Below are 18,957 nucleotides of genomic sequence, written 5' to 3'. Positions count from 1 at the left end.
TCCGGCCATTCCCGGCGGCAAAGGGTTTTGTGCCCCGAGGAGGGGTAGGCACGGGTGATGTCACGACCGACGACAGGAGACGAGGACCGGTCATGTCCCAGGGCTCATCCGCTTCCCCACCCGCACCCGGCCCGATTCCCGTGCCCTCGCTCAGCGAGACGCAGGCCGAGGACCTGATCCACGGCATCTGTTTCAAGACGGGCCCGCCGCGTCTCCTCGGCGCCGAGCTCGAATGGCTGGTCATGGACGCCGAGCGGCCGGACCAGCCCCTGCCCCCCGAGCGGCTGCGGGCCGCCCACGCCGCGGCCCGCGCACTGCCCCTGCACTCCGGGGTGACCGTGGAACCGGGCGGCCAGCTGGAGCTGAGCTCGGCGCCCGCCACCTCCCTCAGCGGCTGCGTGGACGACCTGCAGGCCGACCTCACCGCCGTACGCGCCGCCCTGCTGGCCCAGGGCCTGGCCCTGCGCGGCGTCGGCCGTGACCCCCGGCGCCCGTACCGTCGGCTGCTGAACAGCCCGCGCTACGACGCCATGGAGGCCTACTTCGACCGCACCGGCCCGGCCGGGCGCGCCATGATGTGCGCCTCCGCCTCCGTGCAGGTCTGCGTGGACGCCGGGTACGAGGAGCCGGGTGTGCTCGGCCACGGCCGGCGCTGGCGGCTGGCGCACCTGCTGGGTGCGGTCCTGGTGGCGGCCTTCGCCAACTCCCCCGCGCACGAGGGCCCGTACGCCGGCTGGCGCTGTGCGCGGCAGGGGATCTGGAGCGACCTGGACTCCCGGCGCTCGCTCGCCCCGCCGCTGGACGGGGATCCCCGAACCGCCTGGACCCGGCAGGCCCTGGACACCGAGGTGATGTGCGTCCGGTCGTACGGGGACGACGGGCCGTGGGAGACCCCGCCCGGTACGACCTTCCGCGACTGGCTGCGTACGGACGGACACCCGGCGCTGCGGCCGCCCACCGCCGAGGACCTGGACTACCACCTGACCACGCTCTTCCCGCCGGTCCGGCCGCGCGGCCACCTGGAACTGCGGATGATCGACGCGCAGCCCGGCGACGACGGCTGGCTGGTCCCGGTGGCCGTCGTGCACGCGCTGTTCGACGATCCGGAGGCCGCCGAGACCGCGTACCGCGTGGCCAAGGGGCTCGCCGACTCCTACGGGACGCATCCCGCGCCCCGCAATCCGCTCTGGCGGTCGGCCGCCCGGCACGGTCTGGCCGATCCCGAGCTGCGGGCGTCCGCGAAGGCCTGTTTCCGGGCCGCCGCCGAGGCCCTGCCGCGGCTCGGGGCGAGCTCGCACGTCCGGGACACGGTCGGCGCCTTCACCGAGCGCTACGTACTGCGTGGCCGATGTCCGGCCGACGACGCGTCCCCCCAGGTGCTCACCGGAAAAGAGGTCCGCCGATGACCACCGGATCTTCCTCCACCTCCGAGACCCCTTCCGAGACCCCCTCCGAGTCCGGCTCCCGCCTGCGGGAGCGGGCGGCCGACGCCCTGACGGCGGCACGCATACGCACGGCCGGCCTCACCGACGCCGTGACGGACGAGGACCTCACCGCCCAGCATTCCCCGCTCATGTCGCCGCTGGTCTGGGACCTCGCGCACATCGGGAACCAGGAGGAGCTCTGGCTGCTCCAGCGGGTCGCCGGACGCGAGTCGATGCGCCCCGAGATCGAGCCCCTCTACGACGCCTTCCAGCACCCCCGCGCGGAGCGGCCCAAACTGCCGCTGCTCGGGCCCGCGGAAGCCCGCCGGTACGCGGCCGAGGTGCGCGGCCGGGTCTTCGACCTGCTGGAAAGGACGCCGCTGGAAGGCAGCACGCTCCTCGACGACGGTTTCGCCTTCGGGATGATCGCCCAGCACGAACAGCAGCACGACGAGACCATGCTGATCACCCATCAGCTGCGGCGGGGCGCGCCGGTTCTGACCGCCCCGGAACCGGACGGCCCGTACGATCCACCGCCGGCCGCCGAAGTCCTCGTCCCCGGAGGCCCGTTCACGATGGGCACCTCCGCCGAGCCCTGGTCGCTGGACAACGAACGGCCCGCGCACGTCAGGGACACCGCGCCCTTCTGGATCGACACGGTTCCGGTGACCAATGCCGCGTATCTGGCGTTCATCGCCGACGGCGGCTACCGCGATCCGCGCTGGTGGGCGCCGCCGGGCTGGGAGCAGATCCGCGAGCACTCCATCGAGGCCCCGCTGTTCTGGCACCGGGAGGCCGGCCAGTGGCTGCGCCGCCGCTTCGGGGTGGTCGAGCCGGTGCCCGACGAAGAACCGGTTCTGCACGTCAGCTGGTACGAGGCGGACGCCTACGCCCGATGGGCGGGGCGGCGGCTGCCCACCGAGACGGAATGGGAGAAGGCCGCCCGGCACGACCCTGCGACCGGCCGCTCCACCCGCTACCCGTGGGGCGACGCCGACCCGACCCCCGCGCACGCCAACCTCGGACAGCGGCACCTGCGCCCGGCGCGAGTGGGCAGCTACCCGGCCGGGGCCTCCCCGCTCGGGGTGCGCCAGCTGATCGGTGACGTGTGGGAGTGGACCGCCTCCGATTTCCTGCCGTACCCGGGCTTCCGCGCCTTCCCGTACCGGGAGTACTCGGAGGTGTTCTTCGGCCCGGAGCACAAGGTGCTGCGCGGCGGCTCCTTCGCCGTGGACCCGGTGGCCTGCCGGGGCACCTTCCGCAACTGGGACCTTCCGGTGCGGCGGCAGATCTTCTCCGGCTTCCGGACCGCGAGGGACGTCTGATGTGCCGCCATCTGGCCTACCTGGGGCCGGTGGTGGCCCTCGGAGAGGTACTGAGCGAACCGGAGCACTCGCTGGTCCGCCAGTCCTGGGAGCCGCGCCGCCAGCGGTCCGGGACCGTCAACGCCGACGGCTTCGGCGTCGGCTGGTACGCGGACGGGGACCCGGTGCCCGCCCGCTACCGGCGGGCCGGGCCGATCTGGGGCGACCTGACCCTCACCGATCTCGCCCGCGTGGTCCGCAGCGGGGCCGTGCTGGCCGCCGTACGGGACGCCACGGACCCCGGCGCCGACGGGGAGGCGGCGGCCGCGCCCTTCGCGGACGGGCCATGGCTGTTCAGCCACAACGGCGCGGTGCGGAACTGGCCCGCGTCCGCCGCCCCGCTCGCCGCCGGGCTGCCGCCCGCAGAACTGCTCCGGCTCGCCGCCCGCACGGACTCGGCCCTGGTCTGGGCCCTGGTGCTGCACCGGCTGCGGGCCGGGGACGACCTCGGCACGGCGCTCGCCGAGCCGGTCCGGGACCTGGCCTCGGCGGCTCCCGGTTCCCGGCTGAACCTGCTGCTCACGGACGGAGCCACGATCGCCGCGACGGCCTGGGGCGATTCGCTCTGGTACCTGGCCGACGAGGAGCGGCGGCGCACCGTGGTGGCCTCCGAGCCGTACGACGACGACACCCGGTGGCGCGAAGTGCCCGACCGGACCCTGCTGACCGCCACCCGCACGAGGGTCGAGCTGACCCCGCTCAAGGAGAACTCCCTGTGAACGACTTTCAGTTGACCCGGACACTCGACGAGCACGCCGCCGAGACGGCACTGCGCACGGACGTGCTGCACGGGCTGACCCGCACACCGAAGGCGCTGCCGCCCAAGTGGTTCTACGACGCGCGGGGCAGTGAGCTCTTCGAGGAGATCACCCGGTTGTCGGAGTACTACCCGACGCGTGCGGAACGGGAGATCCTGCTGGAACGGGCACGGGAGATCGCCAGCGAGAGCGGCGCCCGCACCCTGGTGGAGCTGGGTTCCGGGTCCTCGGAGAAGACCCGGCACCTCATCGAGGCGATGCCCGCACTGGACACGTACGTGCCGGTGGACGTGAGCGAGAGCGCACTGCGCGGGGCGGCCGAGACGCTGCTGGCGGAGCACCCGGGGCTGCGGGTGCACGCCCTGCTGGCCGACTTCACGCGTGCGCTGCAGCTGCCGGAATCCCCCGGGCCCCGGCTGGTGGTGTTCCTGGGCGGCACGATCGGGAATCTGCTGCCGCCGGAGCGGGCGGAGTTCCTGGCGTCCGTACGGGCGATGCTGTCGCCCGGGGACGCGCTGCTGATGGGGACGGACCTGGTGAAGGACGAGGCCGTGCTCGTGGCGGCGTACGACGACGCGCGGGGGGTGACCGCCGAGTTCAACAAGAACGTGCTGGCGGTCGTCAACCGGGAGCTGGGGGCGGACTTCCACACGGCCGACTTCGCGCATGTGGCCGTGTGGAACAAGGAGCAGGAGTGGATCGAGATGCGGCTGCGGGCCCGGTCGGAACTGGTGGTGAAGATCCGGGCGCTGGACCTGGTGGTGCCGTTCGAGGAGGGGGAGGAGATCCTGACCGAGGTCTCCGCGAAGTTCCGTCAGGAGGGCGTGCGCAAGGAGCTGGCGGCGGCCGGGCTGGAACTGACCCAGTGGTGGACGGACGCGGCGGGCCGGTTCGCGCTGTCCCTGTCGGTCGCCGGAGGCGTGGCCGGCTGAGCGGGCGTGCCCGGTAGCGGGGTCGGGGTCGTCGCGGGGATCCCCGCGACCGCCCGCTGAGCCGCGGCTGCGAGGTCCCGCCGGTGCGCGTACCGGCCCGGCGGGATCCGCGGCAGCAGCGTGATCTCGGCCCGCACCCCGCGGGCCCGGGCGATCCGCCACAGCGAGGCGGTCAGCGGGTCGTCCCCGACGAAGGCGGGCGCCCCGGCCGGACTCCCGTCGCACCGCAGGTAGCCGAGCCGCAGGGGCTGTACGGGGACCCGCGCGTCCAGGGCGGCCTGGAACGCGGCGCGGCGGAAGGTGCCCTGGGCCCGGCCGCACCACGTGGAGCCCTCGGGGAAGACGGTCACCCGGTCCCCGGCCAGCAGTGCGCCGGTGATGGTCCCGACGGTGGCGGGCAGGGCCCGGATCCGGTCGCGCTCGATGAACAGGGTGCCGGCCTGTCCGGCCAGGCGCCCGAGGACGGGCCAGGCCCGGATGTCGCTCTTGGCCAGCATCCGGCAGGGCAGGGCGGCGGCCACCAGCGGGATGTCCAGCCAGGAGATGTGGTTGGCGACCAGGAGCCGCCCGCCGCCCGGCCCCGGGCTGCCGTGCACGGTGATCCGTATCCCGAAGGCCCGTACGAGCGCGGCCGACCAGGCCCGTACCACCGTGTGCCGGGGGCCGGCCGGCAGCAGCCGGACCGGCGGGGCGCCCAGGATCCCCAGCAGGATCAGGGCGACGGCGGCGGCGAGTCTGAGCACCGCCCGGGGCACGCTCGCGGTGTCCCCTTCGTGCCCGGCGCAGGCCTGGGGGGTGCAGGGCGAGGTGGGCAGCCAGACGCTCATGCGCCCGGGACGAGCGAGCGGAAGTGCTTGAGGTAGCGGGGGTTGGTCCGGCGCAGCGAGAGCAGGACGTACAGGTCGGCGCAGCCGAACCCGGCGTCGAGGGCGGGCTCGCCGCACACCCAGGCGCCGAGGCGGAGGTAGCCGCGCAGCAGCGGGGGCAGTTCCATGCGGTCGGGGAAGGTGATGCCCTCGGGGCTCCACGGGACGTGGGGGGTGACCCGGTACTCCTGAGGGGCGAGGTTGCGGGCCAGGGCGGTCTCGCGGGTGGCGGCGGCCAGTACCCCGCCGTCGGCGAGCGGGATCGAGCAGCAGCCGGCGAGCCAGTTGTGTCCGGTGCGGTCCATGTAGTGGGCGAGGCCGGCCCAGATGAGGGCGATGACGGCGCCGTTGCGGTGGTCGGGGTGGACGCAGGAGCGGCCGACCTCGACGAGGTCGGGGCGGATGGGGGCGAGGGCCGAGAGGTCGAACTCCCCCTCGGAGTAGAGCCGGCCGGCGACGGCGGCGCGTTCCGGGGGCAGCAGCCGGTAGGTGCCGACGACCTGCTCGGTCTCCTCGTCGATCACGAGGAGGTGGTCGCAGTACGCGTCGAAGGCGTCGGAGTCGAGGCCGGGCTCGGGCCCGTCCAGGCGGGCGCCGAGCTCGCCGGCGAAGACCTGGTGGCGCAGCCGCTGGGCGGCGCGCACCTCGTCCTCGTCCCGGGCGAGGCGGACCGCGTAGCGCGGCCCTTCGGCCGGCGTGGCGGGCGCCGCGGGCCGGGTCCTGACGGGGGCGGGGCGGATGGCGGGCGCGGGCGCGGGTGCCGGTGCCGGTGCCGGTGCCGGTGAGAGGGACGGCGCCGGGGCGGGGAGGGGGGACGGGGACAGGGGTGCGATCGTCATGGCGGCTCCTGATCCGGGCACGGAGGGCCAGGCCCGCAGGTGTGTGGCCTGGCTCCTTTACTTGTTCCGTGACCGGCTGGATTCGACATGACCGCTCAGCGGCCCTTGGATGTGCGGACGCTGAACGCTGGACTCGGCGCTGCCCCTGCCCCGGCGGTGGCCCTGGACCGGCCCGCGACCGGCCGAACGGCGACCCGGCGGTGGCCCGCAGTGACCCGGCGGCGCCCCGCGATGACCCGGCAGCGGCTCGGCAGCGGCTCATCGGTCGGAGCTGAGGACCTTGCCGATCTCCTCCGAGGCGGCCCGGGCGGCCTGCTTGGGGTCCCGGCCGCTGAGCACGGCCGTCATGAAGGGCTTGATCGGGTTCTTCGCCTCGACCTCGGCCCAGCGGGCGGAGGTGGGGGTGGCGCGGCCCTGGGCGGCGCCGGGGGCCATGTTGGCCGCGCCCTCGTTGCCCTCGACGACGTGCGCGAGGGTGGTCTTGTTGGGTACGTAGCTCATCGTGCGGGCGAGTTCCGTCTGCCACTTCTCGCTGACGAGCGCCGTGATCACGTCCACGGCACCCTTCCGCTGTCCGGTCCGCGCCGGGATGATCAGGTCGGAGCCGCCGGTGAAGACGGCCCCCGCCTTGTCGGAGGTCTTGCCGGGGATCGGGAAGAAGCCCAGCTTGCCCTTCAGGGCGGGGTTGGCCGCCTCGATCTCGGCTGCCTGGCCGGGCGGGGCGATGATCTGGGCGACCTGGCCGCGGGCGAAGACCTGCGACTGCGGGGGCGTCTCCTCGTCCGCGCCCTTGGGGCCGTCGCCGAGGGCCTGGAGCTGCTTGTAGAAGTCCATGCCGGCCAGGGCCCTGTCGTCGTCGAGCGTGCCGACCCACTTGCCGCTGGTCTCGACGGCGAGTTCGCCGCCCTCGTCCCAGATGAAGCCGGCGAGGACGTACCAGTTCTGGCCGGGGAGGTAGATGCCCTGCTGGTCGCCCTTGTCGAGCTTCTGGGTCGCCTGGATCCACTCCTGGCGGTTCTTGGGCGGGGTCTTGATTCCGGCGCTCGCGAAGAGGTCCTTGTGGTAGATCACCACCCGGTTGGCGGCGTACCAGGGGACCCCGTACTGGGCCCCGTTGATGGTTCCCGGGTCGGCGAGGCCCTTGAGCCAGTCCTTGCTGCCCCATTCGCGCAGGCCTTCGAGGGTGAGCTCTTCGAGGCCGCCGGTCTCGATGTACTTGGCGACCTGGGTGTTGCCGACCTCGATGACGTCGGCGCGCTCGCTGCTCGTGCCGTCGAGGACGGCGTTGACCTTGTCGCCGATGCCCGTCCACTCCTGGATCCTGACGTCCAGGTCGACGCCGGGGTGCTCCCGCTCGAACTCCGCGGTGAACTTGCCGATGAAGTCCTCCGAGGCACTGCCCTTCATCAGCCAGAGCGTGACCTTCTGTGACCCTCCGGCCGGGTCGGCCGACCCGCTGCAGCCCGTGAGGGCGGCAGCGGCCGCGAGGGCGGTGCACACGGCGAGGAAGCGCATCTTCAAGAGGGTCACCTTCTGGGCTCGGTCTCAGATGGCTCGAAATTGGCATAGACCAATAGGCCGGTCAAGGGTCTTTCACCCGGAACTGTTCGCCCAAAGTTCGCGGACCCGGACTTACTGGGGCACCTTAGAACCAGGCAAAAGCCACCCACCGTCGGGAGACCTCCATGTCCAATCACACGTACCGGGTGACCGAGATCGTCGGCACCTCCCACGAGGGCATCGATCAGGCCATCCGCAACGGGATCGCCCGGGCGGGCCAGACCGTGCGGAATCTGGATTGGTTCGAGGTGGTTCAGGTACGCGGCCACATCGAGAACGGGGAGATCGCCCACTACCAGGTGGGACTCAAGGTCGGCTTCCGCCTCGACGGCGAGGACTGACCCCCGGGCGGGGCCTTCGCGTTCCCCGGCGTCCCGCCGGTGGAACACGGTGCCCGCGCAGGACCTGTCATGCCCCCTGCGGACACGTCGACGCGCATGACGTGCCGCCCGGCAGGCGTGGCGCTCGACGGACGCGCCCACGGGCAGCCCGCCCCGTGCACCCGGCGGGCTGCCCGGACTCCAACCGGGCGCAGCCATCCGCCGGGCCCGGTGCAGGCGGCCGGCGCTCCCCGCTACCGGTCCTCGCCCGTGGTGCCGGCAGCTGATCGCCGGTCAGACGGACGGTCAGACGGACGGACGGACGGACGGTCGGTCGGTCGGACGGTCGGTCGGACGGGAAGGCGGACTCTGCCGGGGCGGACGGCGGATTCAGATCCACCCGGCCACGGTCGCGACGTAGAGGCCGACGACAGCGACGACCGCGGCGACGACCACCCAGGACGCCGGGCTGGTGTGCCTGCCCCGGGAGACGGCCCGCCCGCGCGGCGTGCGCCGCCCGCCGCCGCCCCTGCCTCCTCCGCGCGGCGGGGCCGTCGGGGTGGCAGCGGTCTCGGACAGCAGGCGGCGGCAGACCGTCGCCAGTGCGCCGGTCCCGGCGGACAGGTGTACGACCGCCTCCGTGCGGGCGGGGGCCGTCGTACCGCCCTCCAGGATCCGGCCGGCCCGCACGAGCACCTCGTCCCGTCCGCCGCCGGAGGCGAGGCTGATCCAGCGCTGGACGTGCTCCCCGCGGATCACGACACCGCCCGCGCGATCCCGGTAGACGGTGTGCTCCCGCCACAGGAGGCCCGCCAACTCCGACGCGACGTCCCTCAGTTGCCCGCTCATCCCCTACGCCCCCACAGCTTTCCCTCGTTCGAACAAACAGCGGATCCTAACCTCCGCCACCGACAACGCCCGTTCCGGAACGCTGTTCTCCGAGTGGACGGGTGCTGTGCACCGGGAGTTGTCCACCGTGGCCGAATCTTCTCGACGGCCGTCACGACGTGGCGCCGTAGACGAGAGGACCTTCCGTGACCGTTCGCTTCGCCGCCGGTACCGCCGGCGCCGCCGCCCTGCTGGTCGCCGCGCTGACCGTGCCCGCGCAGGCCGTGACGTACGGGACGCCGACGATCGCCCTGTCCGCCTCCTACCTGTCCGGGGCCGTCGGCGCGACCGGTGACCCGGTCGTGAACGTCACCGTCGGCCAGAGCGGGGCGGACGCGTCAGCGCTCACCGTCAGCGTGTCCGCGTCGAGCAAGGCCTCGGTCGCCGGGACCGGGGACGTGACCTTCACCGGCTCCGGGGCGGTGCGTCAGCTGGCCGTCGCCGCGCGCGGCCGTGGCTACACCAACCTCACCGTCAAGGTCACCGGGCTGGGCGGCAAGACCGCCACCAAGACCCTGTCCTACGCGGCCTCCGCGGCCGTGCAGAACCCGGCCGACGCGCGGTACCTCACCGGGTCCGCGGACGCCTCGGCCGCCGTGGACGTGGGCGGCGGGTACGCGGTGGTGGCCGACGACGAGTCCAACGTGCTGCGCCTGTACGACCGCTCCCGCTCGGGCGCGCCGGTGAGGACCTGGGACTTCAGCTCGCAGCTCGGAGTCAGCAAGGAGGTGGACATCGAGGGCGCGACCCGCGTCGGGAACACCATCTACTGGACCGGCTCGCTCGGCAACAACAAGGACGGCGAGTACAAGGCGCCCCGCAACACGGTCTTCACCACGACGGTGAGCGGCTCCGGCGCCGGAACGCAGCTGGCCTACGGGCGCTCGTACAAGAAGCTCCGCGACGACCTGGTGGCCTGGGACAAGGCCAACGGGAACAGGTACGGCTTCGCGGCGGGTACGGCGGAGGGGGAGGCCCCCAAGCAGATCGACGGGTTCAACGTCGAGGGCCTGGAGTTCGCCCCGGGCTCGACCAGCACCGCCTACCTGGGCTTCCGGGCCCCGCTGGCGCCGGTGGTGCCGGGCGGCAAGGCCCTGATCGTGCCGGTCACCAACTTCGACCAGGTCCTGGCGAGCGGGGCCAAGGCCACCTTCGGCGCGGGTGTCGAGCTGGACCTCGGCGGCCTCTCCGTCCGGGACATCCGCAAGAACGCCGCCGGGCAGTACCTGATCCTGGCCGGCTCCTGGGCCGCGGACGACAACTCGGACCCGTACGCGCTCTACCAGTGGGACGGCGTCCCCGGCCACGCGCCGGTCAAGCGGGCGGACCTGCCGACCACCGACCCCGGTGGCTGGGAGGCCATCGTGGAGGTGCCGGACCTGACGGTTCCGGGCGCCCGGGTGCAGCTGATCACGGACAGCGGGTCCGCGGACCTGTACGGGGACGGCACCGAGGCCAAGGACCTGACGCACGCGGAGTGGAAGAAGGCCCGGGCGGCCTGGTTCACGCTGGGCTGACGCCCCGGGAGTGCGCCGTACGGGCCGGCGGGCCGTTCGCGGCGGCGCCGCAGCGCGCACGGCGTCCGCGGCACCCGCTGCGGACGCCGTGGACGGCGGTTCCGGCACCGGCCCGGCAGCGCGGCCGCCCGTGGACGTGCCGCCGGCAGGGCCCCGATCCCGGAACCGGCTTCCCCGGTCAGGTCCTGCCGTCGACCTCCTGGGCGGATTCCAGCTCCGGCGCGTCCGCCGCCCAGTCGGCGAGCACCACCCGGAACCCGGCGGCGCGCGCGGCCTGGCAGACGAGCTCGTCGTCGTCGACGAGCATCCGCACCTCCCGGCCACGGGAGACCCGCCGCAGCACCTCCACCTTGGTGGTGCGGGCCGGCCGCCGGTCCTGGTTGCCGCGCATGAACAGCCGCCCCTCGGGCAGACCGTGCCGGGCGAGCCAGTCGAGCGTGGCCGCACGGCAGCGTTCGGGCCGCCCGGTCAGGTACACCACCTCGCAGTCGGCCGCGCTCTCCACCGCCAGCGCCACTCCGCGCGCGAGCGGCGGATCGGCCGGGGCGGCGGCGAAAAAACCGCTCCAGTCCCGGGGCCGGCGCTCCAGGAAGTGCTGGCGGTGTCCGGTGTCCGCCAGGGTGTTGTCGAGGTCGAAAACGGCCAGCGGCCGGGTCGCGTGCTCACTCATGCCGCCAGCGTAGGAGAGCCGTACCGGGAATCCTCACGGCCGGTGGGCGTTGAGTCCTGTGTGATCCGCACACTCTCGATACTCGACCGGTCGCGCACCCGCGAGGGCCACCCGGCCCCGCAGGCCCTGCGCGACACCGTGGAGCTGGCCCGGACGGCCGAGGAGCTCGGCTACCACCGCTTCTGGGTCTCGGAGCACCACAGCGTGCCCGGGGTGGCCGGCTCGGCGCCGACGGTCCTGGCCGCCGCCGTCGCCGGAGCCACGCACCGGATCCGGGTCGGCACGGGCGGGGTCATGCTGCCCAACCACCAGCCGCTGGTGGTGGCGGAACAGTTCGGGGTCCTGGAGTCGCTGTTCCCCGGCCGGATCGACATGGGCCTCGGGCGTTCGGTCGGCTTCACGGGCGGCATCCGGCGGGCCCTGGGCCGTGACACCGGCGACGCCGACCGCTTCGAGGAGCAGCTGGCCGAGCTGCTGGGCTGGCTCGACGGAACCCAGCGGGCCCACCCCCAGGTGCACGCCCACCCCGCCGAAGGACTGCGGATCCCGGCCTACGTCCTGGCCACCGGTGAAGGCGCCGGGATCGCCGCCCGGGCCGGGCTGCCGCTGGTGGTGGGCGACCTGCGGGCCCGCGACCGGGTGAGCGGGATCGTCGAGGCGTACCGCAAGGAGTTCCGGCCCTCCGCCCACGGCGCGGAGCCGTACGTCGTGGTCTCGGGCACCGTGGCGGTCGCCGCCACCGCGGAGGAGGCCCGCCGCATGCTCGTCCCGGAAGCCTGGGCCCTCGCGCACTCCCGCACCCGCGGCAGCTTCCCGCCGCTGCGCCCGGCGGAGGAGATCGAGGCGCTGCCGATGACCCCGAAGGAGCGCGAGCTCTACGAGGGCGCCCTCTCCGGCCACATCCACGGCACGGAGGACCGGGTGGCGGCGGAGCTGTCCGAGGTCGCGGAGGAGACCGGCGCGGACGAACTGCTGGTCACCACCTCTACGTACGACCGGACGGCGCTGCTGGACTCCTACGCGCGACTGGCCGGGATCGCGGGCCTCTGAAGGCGGGCCGCCAAGGGGCGGGCCCCTGGAGGCGGCCCTTGGAAGGCACACCTCTAAAATGGGACGAATGCACCAGGCCGCCGGTACCCCCGCCCCTCCCCCCGCCGCCCTCGACCCCTACGTACGGGTCCGGGGCGCCCGGGAGCACAACCTGCGCGGCGTCGACGTGGACATCCCGCGCGACGCGCTGACCGTGTTCACCGGAGTCTCCGGGTCCGGCAAGAGCTCGCTCGCGTTCGGAACGCTCTACGCCGAGGCCCAGCGCCGGTACTTCGAGTCGGTCGCGCCGTACGCCCGCCGCCTGATCCACCAGATCGGCGCGCCCGCGGTGGACTCCGTCACCGGGCTGCCGCCGGCCGTCTCGCTGGAGCAGCGACGCTCCTCCCCCGGCTCCCGCTCCTCGGTCGGCACGGTGACCCTGCTGTCCAACTCCCTGCGGATGCTGTACTCCAGGGCCGGCACCTATCCGCCGGGTGCGCAGCGGCTCGACTCCGACGCCTTCTCCCCCAACACCGCCACCGGGGCCTGTCCGTCCTGCCACGGGCTCGGCCGGATCCACCGCACCAGCGAGGAACTCCTCGTCCCCGACCGGGAACTGTCGATCCGCCAGGGCGCCATCGCCGCCTGGCCGGGCGCGTGGCAGGGCAAGAACCTGCGGGACATCCTGGAGACGCTCGGCCACGACGTGGACCGGCCCTGGCGGGAACTTCCGGCGAAGGACCGCGAGTGGATCCTGTTCACCGAGGAGCAGCCGGTGGTGACCGTGCACCCGGTACGAGAGGCCGAGCGGATCCAACGGCCCTACCAGGGAACGTACATGAGCGCCCACCGCTACGTCATGCGGACCTTCGCCGACAGCAAGAGCGCCACGCTGCGGGCCCGCGCCGAGAAGTTCCTCGCCGACTCGCCGTGTCCGGTGTGCGAAGGGCGGCGGTTGCGGCCCGAGGCCCTCGCCGTGACCTTCGCCGGGCGGACCATCGCGGAGCTGGCGGCGCTCGCGCTGACCGACCTGGACGGTGTCCTGGCCTCCGCGCCCCTGGACGGGGAGGCGGCGCGGGTGCTCGCCGAGGACCTCCGCTCCCGGATCGGACCCGTCGTGGAGCTGGGGCTGGGCTATCTGAGCCTGGACCGGACCGCGCCGAGCCTGTCCGCGGGCGAGCTGCAGCGGCTGCGGCTGGCGACGCAGCTGCGGTCGGGGCTGTTCGGCGTCGTGTACGTACTGGACGAGCCGTCGGCGGGGCTGCACCCGGCCGACACCGAGGCGCTGCTCGGGGTACTCGACCGGCTGAAGGAGGCCGGGAACACGGTCTTCGTCGTGGAACACGATCTCGACGTCGTGCGGCACGCGGACTGGCTGGTGGACGTGGGTCCGCTGGCCGGGGAGCACGGCGGGCAGGTGCTCCACAGCGGGCCGCCGCAGGAGCTGGCCGGGGTGGCGGGGTCGGCGACGGCCCGGCACCTGTTCGGGGCGCAGGAGCCGGCCGGTGCGCCCGGGCCGGTGCGCGCGGCGACCGGGGCGGTGCGGCTGAGCGGGGTGGACCGGCACAACCTGCGTCAGCTGGAGGCGGAGTTCCCGCTCGGGGTGTTCACGGCCGTGACCGGGGTGTCGGGGTCGGGCAAGTCCACGCTGGTGGGGCAGGTGCTGGCCCGGGAGGTCGGTGAACGGCTCACACAAGCGGACTTTCCGGTACGGCGGCTGGTGGAGGTGGACCAGAAGCCGATCGGCCGGACGCCCCGGTCCAACCTGGCCACGTACACCGGGCTGTTCGACGTGGTGCGCAAGCTCTTCACGGCGGCCCCGCAGGCGAGGTCGCGCGGCTGGAAGGCGGGCCGGTTCTCCTTCAACGTGCCGGGGGGCCGCTGCGAGACCTGCCAGGGTGAGGGTTTCGTCTCGGTGGAGCTCCTGTTCCTGCCGAGCACGTACGCCCCGTGCCCCGAGTGCGCGGGAGCCCGGTACAACGCCGAGACCCTGGAGGTCCGGTACGAGGGGCTGAACATCGCGGAGGTGCTGGGCCTGACGGTGGAGTCGGCGGCCGGCTTCTTCGCGGAGGTCCCGGCGGCGGCGCGCAGCCTGCGGGCGCTGGAGGAGATCGGGCTGGGCTACCTGCGGCTGGGGCAGCCGGCCACGGAGCTGTCGGGCGGTGAGGCGCAGCGGATCAAGCTGGCGACTGAGCTGCAGCGGCTGCGCCGGGACCACACCTTGTACCTGCTGGACGAGCCGACGACCGGGCTGCATCCGGCCGATGTGCGGGTGCTGCTGCGGCAGTTGCACGGGCTGGTGGACGCCGGGCATTCGGTGGTGGTCGTGGAGCACGACATGGCGGTGGTCGCGGGCGCGGACTGGGTCATCGACCTGGGCCCGGGTGGCGGCACGGCGGGCGGCCGGGTGGTCGCGGCGGGTACGCCGTCGCAGGTGGCCTCCGCGGCGGGCAGCCGCACGGCTCCGTACCTGGCGCGGGCCCTGGGGACCGGCCGCGGCGGGGAAGCGGGTCGGGCATAGGCTGCCGGGCCCAACGGGGGGGGACGTGATGGTCCTGGAGGACGCGGAGGGCAGCGAACCGCTCCGCTGGTGGGGCTCAGACGTCGCCGGGCAGCAGGTGCTGCGGAAGCTCGCGGAAACTCCACCGCCCCTGGCGGCGGGTGAGGATCCAGACGAGGTCGTGCCGGTCCGGCCAGGTGGCCGGGGTGCCGGGGACCTGATGGGCGCCGAGGGCCCGGATCAGGCGCGGGATCCCGCTGTGCTCCCAGCAGACGAGTACGGGCATGGGCCCGGCCAGCGCGGCCTGCGCGAGGGCGGCTTCGGCTCCCACGGCGAACTCGGCGCGTACGGGGGTGCGCAGGGCGGTGGCCAGCGCCGCCACCGTCTGCCGGGACCGGGCGGGGGCGGTGGCCGCCTCGCCGCCTGCCGCGAAGACGGCCGCGGGGCGGGGCAGCGAGGAGCCGGGGGCCGGCGGGAACAGCCGCGGGAGCCGCTCGGCCCGGCGCCAGCCGCGGCCGGCCAGCGAACCGGGGTCGTCCTCGCCCTCCGCGTCCCTGCCGAGGCCGCCGGCGTACGGCTGCTCCGCGTGCCGGATCACCATGACCAGGGCGTCCTGGGGTCCGGCGGGCGCGGGGGCACCGGGCGCCGGGGGGTGCGGGGTTTCCCCGCCCGAGCAACCGGCCCCGGCCAGCGGGGCGAGGGCAGCGGCCAGTACGGCTCGGCGACGGGGGCCGGACCCGGCGGGGGCTTCTGGCATGGCGCCACTGTCCACCATGGCCCCGGCGGCGCCGGGGCGCGGCGCGGTGCGGGCGTCCGCCGGTCAGCCGATCGGCGCAGGGCCGGGGACGGGCTCCTGGGAGCCCGGGCTCAGCGGGGACCCTTGCGCACCGCCCGCAGCCACTCCTTGTTCATCGCGGCGATCGACGGCAGCGGGATGCCCTTCGGGCAGGCCGTGGCGCATTCGCCGGTCAGGGTGCAGCCGCCGAAGCCCTCCTCGTCCATCCGGGCCACCATGTCCAGTACCCGGGTCTCGCGTTCCGGCGAGCCCTGCGGGAGGACGTTGAGGTGGTTGACCTTGGCCGAGGTGAAGAGCATCGCGGAGCCGTTGGGGCAGGCCGCCACGCAGGCGCCGCATCCGATGCACTCGGCGTGCTCGAAGGCGAAGTCGGCGTCGGCCTTGGGTACGGCGGTGGCGTGCGCCTCGGGGGCGGCGCCGGTGGGGGCGGTGATGTAGCCGCCGGCCTGGATGATCCGGTCGAAGGCGCCGCGGTCGACGACGAGGTCCTTGACCACCGGGAAGGCGGCGGCCCGCCACGGCTCGACGTCGATGGTGTCGCCGTCGGCGAAGGAGCGCATGTGGAGCTGGCAGGTGGTGGTGCGTTCCGGGCCGTGGGCGTCGCCGTTGATGACGAGGCTGCAGGCGCCGCAGATGCCCTCGCGGCAGTCGTGGTCGAAGGCGACCGGGTCCTCGCCGCGCAGGATGAGGTCCTCGTTGAGGGTGTCGAGCATCTCCAGGAAGGACATGTCCTTCGAGATGCCGTCGACCTCGTAGGAGACCATGTGGCCGGGGGCGTCGGCGCCGCGCTGGCGCCAGACGCGCAGGGTGAGCTTCATGCGTAGCTCCGCTGGGTGGGGTGGACGTACTCGAAGACGAGGTCTTCCTTGTGCAGGACGGGAGCGGTTCCGGTGTCCGTGAACTCCCAGGCGGCGGCGTAGGAGAAGGCCTCGTCCTGGCGGGCCGCCTCGCCGTCGGGGGTCTGGGACTCCTCGCGGAAGTGGCCGCCGCAGGATTCGGCGCGGGCGAGGGCGTCGAGGCACATCAGCTCGGCGAGTTCGAGGTAGTCGACGATGCGGTTGGCCTTCTCCAGCGACTGGTTGAACTCCTCGCCGCTGCCCGGGACCTTGATCCGGCGCCAGAACTCCTCGCGGATCTCGGGGATCCGGTCGAGCGCCTTGCGCAGCCCTTCCTCGTTGCGGGCCATCCCGCAGTACTCCCACATGAGTTCGCCGATCTCGCGGTGGAAGGAGTCGGGGGTGCGGTCCCCGTCGGCGGCGAGCAGCTTCGCGAGCCGCTCGCGGGTCTCGCGTACGACGGCCACGGACTCGGGGTGGGTGTCGTCGACGGTGCTCCGGTGGGGGTGGCGGGCGAGGTAGTCGTTGATGGTGGAGGGGAGGACGAAGTAGCCGTCGGCGAGGCCCTGCATCAGCGCGGAGGCGCCGAGGCGGTTGGCTCCGTGGTCGGAGAAGTTGGCCTCGCCGATGGCGAACAGGCCGGGGACGGTGGTCTGGAGGTCGTAGTCGACCCACAGGCCGCCCATCGTGTAGTGGACGGCGGGGTAGATCCGCATGGGGACCTCGTACGGGTTCTCCGCGGTGATCCGCTCGTACATGTCGAAGAGGTTGCCGTACTTCTCGGCGACCTGGTCGCGGCCCATGCGGCGGATGGCGTCGGCGAAGTCGAGGTAGACGCCCTGGCCGCCGGGGCCCACGCCGCGGCCCTCGTCGCAGACGTTCTTCGCGGCGCGGGAGGCGATGTCGCGGGGCACGAGGTTGCCGAAGGAGGGGTAGATCCGCTCCAGGTAGTAGTCCCGCTCGGACTCGGGGATGTCGGCCGCGGCGCGGGTGTCGCCCTTGGCCTTGGGGACCCAGATGCGTCCGTCGTTGCGCAGGGACTCGCTCATGAGGGTGAGCTTGGACTGGTGGTCGCCGGTGCGCGGGATGCAGGTGGGGTGGATCTGGGTGAAGCAGGGGTTGGCGAAGTACGCGCCGCGCCGGTGCGCCCGCCAGACGGCGGTCGCGTTGGAGTTCATGGCGTTGGTGGAGAGGTAGAAGACGTTGCCGTAGCCGCCGCTGGCGAGGACCACCGCGTCGGCGTAGTGGGTGGAGATCTCGCCGGTGATCAGGTCGCGGGCGACGATGCCGCGGGCCACGCCCTCGACGACGATCAGGTCGAGCATCTCGGTACGGGCGTGCATCTCGACGTTGCCGGCGGCGATCTGCCGGGAGAGCGCCTGGTAGGCGCCGAGCAGGAGCTGCTGGCCGGTCTGGCCCCGGGCGTAGAAGGTGCGGGAGACCTGGACGCCGCCGAAGGAGCGGGTGTCGAGGAGGCCGCCGTACTCGCGGGCGAAGGGAACGCCCTGGGCCACGCACTGGTCGATGATCTCCACGGAGATCTGCGCGAGGCGGTGGACGTTGGACTCGCGGGCGCGGAAGTCGCCGCCCTTGACGGTGTCGTAGAAGAGGCGGTGCACCGAGTCGCCGTCGTTGCGGTAGTTCTTGGCGGCGTTGATGCCGCCCTGGGCGGCGATGGAATGGGCGCGGCGCGGCGAATCGCTGAAGCAGAACTGGACCACGTGGTAGCCCTGCTCGGCGAGAGTCGCGCCGGCGGCACCGCCCGCCAGGCCGGTGCCGACGACGATCACTGTGTGCTTGCGCCGGTTGGCCGGGTTGACCAGCTTCGCCTCGAAGCGGCGGCGGTCCCAGCGTTCGGCGATGGGGCCCTCGGGGGCCTTGGTGTCGGCGAGGGGCTCGCCGGTGGTGAAACGGGCGTAGGCGTTGCTCATGTCAGCTCACCACTCCGGTCATGACGGCGACGGGGACGGAGACGAATCCCGCGAAGAGGACGAGGGCCAGGCCGTCCGCCAGGAACTTCAGCGTCCGCTCGCGCCGGGCGCGGCCCGCGCCGAGGGTCTGTGCGGCGCTCCAGAAGCCGTGGCGGACATGCAGTCCGAGGGCGGCCATGGCCACGATGTAGATGGTGTTCCCGTACCAGGTGGAGAACGTCGACAGGACGTTCTCGTACGGGTGGCCGGACCAGGCGCGCTCGTTGACGGTGAGCGTGGTGAGGTCGAGCAGGTGCCAGACGATGAACAGGCCGAGGATGACGCCGCCCCAGCGCATGGTGCGGGTGGCGTAGCTCGCGCGGCGGCGCTTGTGGGCGTACTTCACCGGGCGGGCCTTGATGTCGCGGCGGCTGAGCTGGTACGCGGACACGGCGTGGGCGACGACGGCGGCGAGGAGTCCCACGCGGACCAGCCACAGGGCCCACTCGTGGTGGAGGAAGGGCGAGCCGAGGGTGCGCAGCCAGTGGGCGTAGCCGTTGAACTCGTCCGCCCCGAAGAAGATCTTGAGGTTTCCGAGCATGTGCACGACGAGGTAGCCGAGCATGATCAGACCGGAGACGGCCATCACGGACTTCTTGCCGACGGAGGAGTCCCAGATCGTGCGTGTGATGGACGGCCGTCGATCCGTCCGCGTTGCCAGAGCCATGTCCTCGACGGTACGGACGAG

At 73.4% G+C, this 18,957-nt stretch carries 17 protein-coding genes; 8 read left to right on the top strand and 9 right to left on the bottom strand.

Translation table 11 applies throughout. From position 1 onward, the window contains the following. Nucleotides 1-92 precede the first annotated feature (92 nt). The 4 genes from egtA to egtD are packed head-to-tail and all read left to right on the top strand — an operon-like array spanning nt 93 to nt 4,478. Nucleotides 93-1,406, top strand: coding sequence for an ergothioneine biosynthesis glutamate--cysteine ligase EgtA (egtA, locus tag DEJ51_RS29625; RefSeq protein ID WP_150260653.1), 1,314 nt, complete (start codon nt 93-95; stop codon nt 1,404-1,406). Continuing rightward, complete coding sequence (gene egtB / locus DEJ51_RS29620) at nt 1,403-2,749, top strand: ergothioneine biosynthesis protein EgtB (RefSeq protein ID WP_150260651.1); 1,347 nt, start codon at nt 1,403-1,405, stop codon at nt 2,747-2,749. The genes egtA and egtB overlap by 4 nt, the downstream gene beginning before the upstream one ends. Further along, entirely contained in the window at nt 2,749-3,507 is a 759-nt protein-coding gene (gene egtC, locus DEJ51_RS29615; RefSeq protein WP_150260649.1) for an ergothioneine biosynthesis protein EgtC, read from the top strand. The genes egtB and egtC overlap by 1 nt, the downstream gene beginning before the upstream one ends. Continuing rightward, the gene (gene egtD, locus DEJ51_RS29610) at nt 3,504-4,478 is read left to right on the top strand and encodes an L-histidine N(alpha)-methyltransferase (RefSeq protein ID WP_150260647.1); all 975 of its coding nucleotides are present in this window, start codon (nt 3,504-3,506) and stop codon (nt 4,476-4,478) included. Before egtC ends, egtD begins: the two co-directional genes overlap by 4 nt. Here egtD and DEJ51_RS29605 read toward each other — a convergent pair. The 3 genes from DEJ51_RS29605 to DEJ51_RS29590 all read right to left on the bottom strand — a co-directional run bounded on the left by DEJ51_RS29605 (nt 4,361) and on the right by DEJ51_RS29590 (nt 7,704). Next, on the bottom strand, nt 4,361-5,305 hold the full coding sequence (locus DEJ51_RS29605; RefSeq protein ID WP_150260645.1) for a lysophospholipid acyltransferase family protein: 945 nt from the start codon (nt 5,303-5,305) through the stop codon (nt 4,361-4,363). The genes egtD and DEJ51_RS29605 overlap by 118 nt on opposite strands. Then, entirely contained in the window at nt 5,302-6,183 is an 882-nt protein-coding gene (locus DEJ51_RS29600) for a GNAT family N-acetyltransferase (protein ID WP_190620735.1), read from the bottom strand. Before DEJ51_RS29600 ends, DEJ51_RS29605 begins: the two co-directional genes overlap by 4 nt. Nucleotides 6,184-6,441: 258 nt before the next feature. Beyond that, nucleotides 6,442-7,704 (bottom strand): extracellular solute-binding protein, encoded by a 1,263-nt coding sequence (locus tag DEJ51_RS29590; RefSeq protein ID WP_411757364.1) that lies wholly within the window; start codon nt 7,702-7,704, stop codon nt 6,442-6,444. 164 nt (nt 7,705-7,868) lie between these two features. Here DEJ51_RS29590 and DEJ51_RS29585 point away from each other — a divergent pair, with 164 nt between their 5' ends. Continuing rightward, nucleotides 7,869-8,084 carry a dodecin gene (locus DEJ51_RS29585; RefSeq protein ID WP_030012846.1) on the top strand — a complete coding sequence of 72 codons (216 nt, stop codon included), beginning with the start codon at nt 7,869-7,871 and terminating at the stop codon, nt 8,082-8,084. Nucleotides 8,085-8,453: 369 nt separating this feature from the next. On the opposite strand, the gene DEJ51_RS29580 is transcribed toward DEJ51_RS29585, so the two are convergent. Continuing rightward, a complete protein-coding gene (locus DEJ51_RS29580) occupies nt 8,454-8,912 on the bottom strand; it encodes a hypothetical protein (protein ID WP_150260641.1) in 459 nt (152 codons plus the stop codon). A gap of 185 nt (nt 8,913-9,097) precedes the next feature. Here DEJ51_RS29580 and DEJ51_RS29575 point away from each other — a divergent pair, with 185 nt between their 5' ends. After that, nucleotides 9,098-10,468 carry a hypothetical protein gene (locus tag DEJ51_RS29575; RefSeq protein ID WP_411757363.1) on the top strand — a complete coding sequence of 457 codons (1,371 nt, stop codon included), beginning with the start codon at nt 9,098-9,100 and terminating at the stop codon, nt 10,466-10,468. A 178-nt stretch (nt 10,469-10,646) separates the two neighbouring features. Here the strand turns inward: DEJ51_RS29575 and DEJ51_RS29570 are convergent, their stop codons facing one another. Then, on the bottom strand, nt 10,647-11,138 hold the full coding sequence (locus DEJ51_RS29570) for a hypothetical protein (protein ID WP_150260639.1): 492 nt from the start codon (nt 11,136-11,138) through the stop codon (nt 10,647-10,649). A gap of 60 nt (nt 11,139-11,198) precedes the next feature. Here DEJ51_RS29570 and DEJ51_RS29565 point away from each other — a divergent pair, with 60 nt between their 5' ends. Next, entirely contained in the window at nt 11,199-12,188 is a 990-nt protein-coding gene (locus DEJ51_RS29565) for an LLM class flavin-dependent oxidoreductase (RefSeq protein ID WP_150260637.1), read from the top strand. A 67-nt stretch (nt 12,189-12,255) separates the two neighbouring features. Next, on the top strand, nt 12,256-14,688 hold the full coding sequence (locus DEJ51_RS29560) for an excinuclease ABC subunit UvrA (protein WP_150260635.1): 2,433 nt from the start codon (nt 12,256-12,258) through the stop codon (nt 14,686-14,688). 76 nt (nt 14,689-14,764) lie between these two features. Here DEJ51_RS29560 and DEJ51_RS29555 read toward each other — a convergent pair whose 3' ends face one another. From DEJ51_RS29555 to DEJ51_RS29540, 4 genes are all read right to left on the bottom strand, one after another. Next, nucleotides 14,765-15,424, bottom strand: coding sequence for a hypothetical protein (locus DEJ51_RS29555; protein ID WP_223836024.1), 660 nt, complete (start codon nt 15,422-15,424; stop codon nt 14,765-14,767). A 110-nt stretch (nt 15,425-15,534) separates the two neighbouring features. Next, a complete protein-coding gene (locus DEJ51_RS29550; protein WP_150260633.1) occupies nt 15,535-16,281 on the bottom strand; it encodes a succinate dehydrogenase/fumarate reductase iron-sulfur subunit in 747 nt (248 codons plus the stop codon). After that, a complete protein-coding gene (locus DEJ51_RS29545) occupies nt 16,278-18,230 on the bottom strand; it encodes a fumarate reductase/succinate dehydrogenase flavoprotein subunit (protein ID WP_150260631.1) in 1,953 nt (650 codons plus the stop codon). Before DEJ51_RS29545 ends, DEJ51_RS29550 begins: the two co-directional genes overlap by 4 nt. 1 nt (nt 18,231) lies before the next feature. Next, nucleotides 18,232-18,936 carry a succinate dehydrogenase gene (locus DEJ51_RS29540; protein ID WP_150260629.1) on the bottom strand — a complete coding sequence of 235 codons (705 nt, stop codon included), beginning with the start codon at nt 18,934-18,936 and terminating at the stop codon, nt 18,232-18,234. Nucleotides 18,937-18,957 lie beyond the last annotated feature (21 nt).

Source organism: Streptomyces venezuelae, assembly GCF_008642275.1.
In the GTDB taxonomy this organism is placed as follows: domain Bacteria; phylum Actinomycetota; class Actinomycetes; order Streptomycetales; family Streptomycetaceae; genus Streptomyces; species Streptomyces venezuelae_E.
Note: the sequence above shows the minus strand (reverse complement) of the source record. Positions and strands in the feature narration are given on the sequence as shown.

Coding starts and splice junctions, on each gene's coding strand:
- egtA (WP_150260653.1), top strand. CDS start 93: ATGTCCCAGGGCTCATCCGCTTCCCCACCCGCACCCGGCCCGATTCCC.
- egtB (WP_150260651.1), top strand. CDS start 1,403: ATGACCACCGGATCTTCCTCCACCTCCGAGACCCCTTCCGAGACCCCC.
- egtC (WP_150260649.1), top strand. CDS start 2,749: ATGTGCCGCCATCTGGCCTACCTGGGGCCGGTGGTGGCCCTCGGAGAG.
- DEJ51_RS29605 (WP_150260645.1), bottom strand. CDS start 5,305: ATGAGCGTCTGGCTGCCCACCTCGCCCTGCACCCCCCAGGCCTGCGCC.
- DEJ51_RS29600 (WP_190620735.1), bottom strand. CDS start 6,183: ATGACGATCGCACCCCTGTCCCCGTCCCCCCTCCCCGCCCCGGCGCCG.
- DEJ51_RS29585 (WP_030012846.1), top strand. CDS start 7,869: ATGTCCAATCACACGTACCGGGTGACCGAGATCGTCGGCACCTCCCAC.
- DEJ51_RS29580 (WP_150260641.1), bottom strand. CDS start 8,912: ATGAGCGGGCAACTGAGGGACGTCGCGTCGGAGTTGGCGGGCCTCCTG.
- DEJ51_RS29570 (WP_150260639.1), bottom strand. CDS start 11,138: ATGAGTGAGCACGCGACCCGGCCGCTGGCCGTTTTCGACCTCGACAAC.
- DEJ51_RS29560 (WP_150260635.1), top strand. CDS start 12,256: ATGCACCAGGCCGCCGGTACCCCCGCCCCTCCCCCCGCCGCCCTCGAC.
- DEJ51_RS29555 (WP_223836024.1), bottom strand. CDS start 15,424: ATGCCAGAAGCCCCCGCCGGGTCCGGCCCCCGTCGCCGAGCCGTACTG.
- DEJ51_RS29550 (WP_150260633.1), bottom strand. CDS start 16,281: ATGAAGCTCACCCTGCGCGTCTGGCGCCAGCGCGGCGCCGACGCCCCC.
- DEJ51_RS29545 (WP_150260631.1), bottom strand. CDS start 18,230: ATGAGCAACGCCTACGCCCGTTTCACCACCGGCGAGCCCCTCGCCGAC.
- DEJ51_RS29540 (WP_150260629.1), bottom strand. CDS start 18,936: ATGGCTCTGGCAACGCGGACGGATCGACGGCCGTCCATCACACGCACG.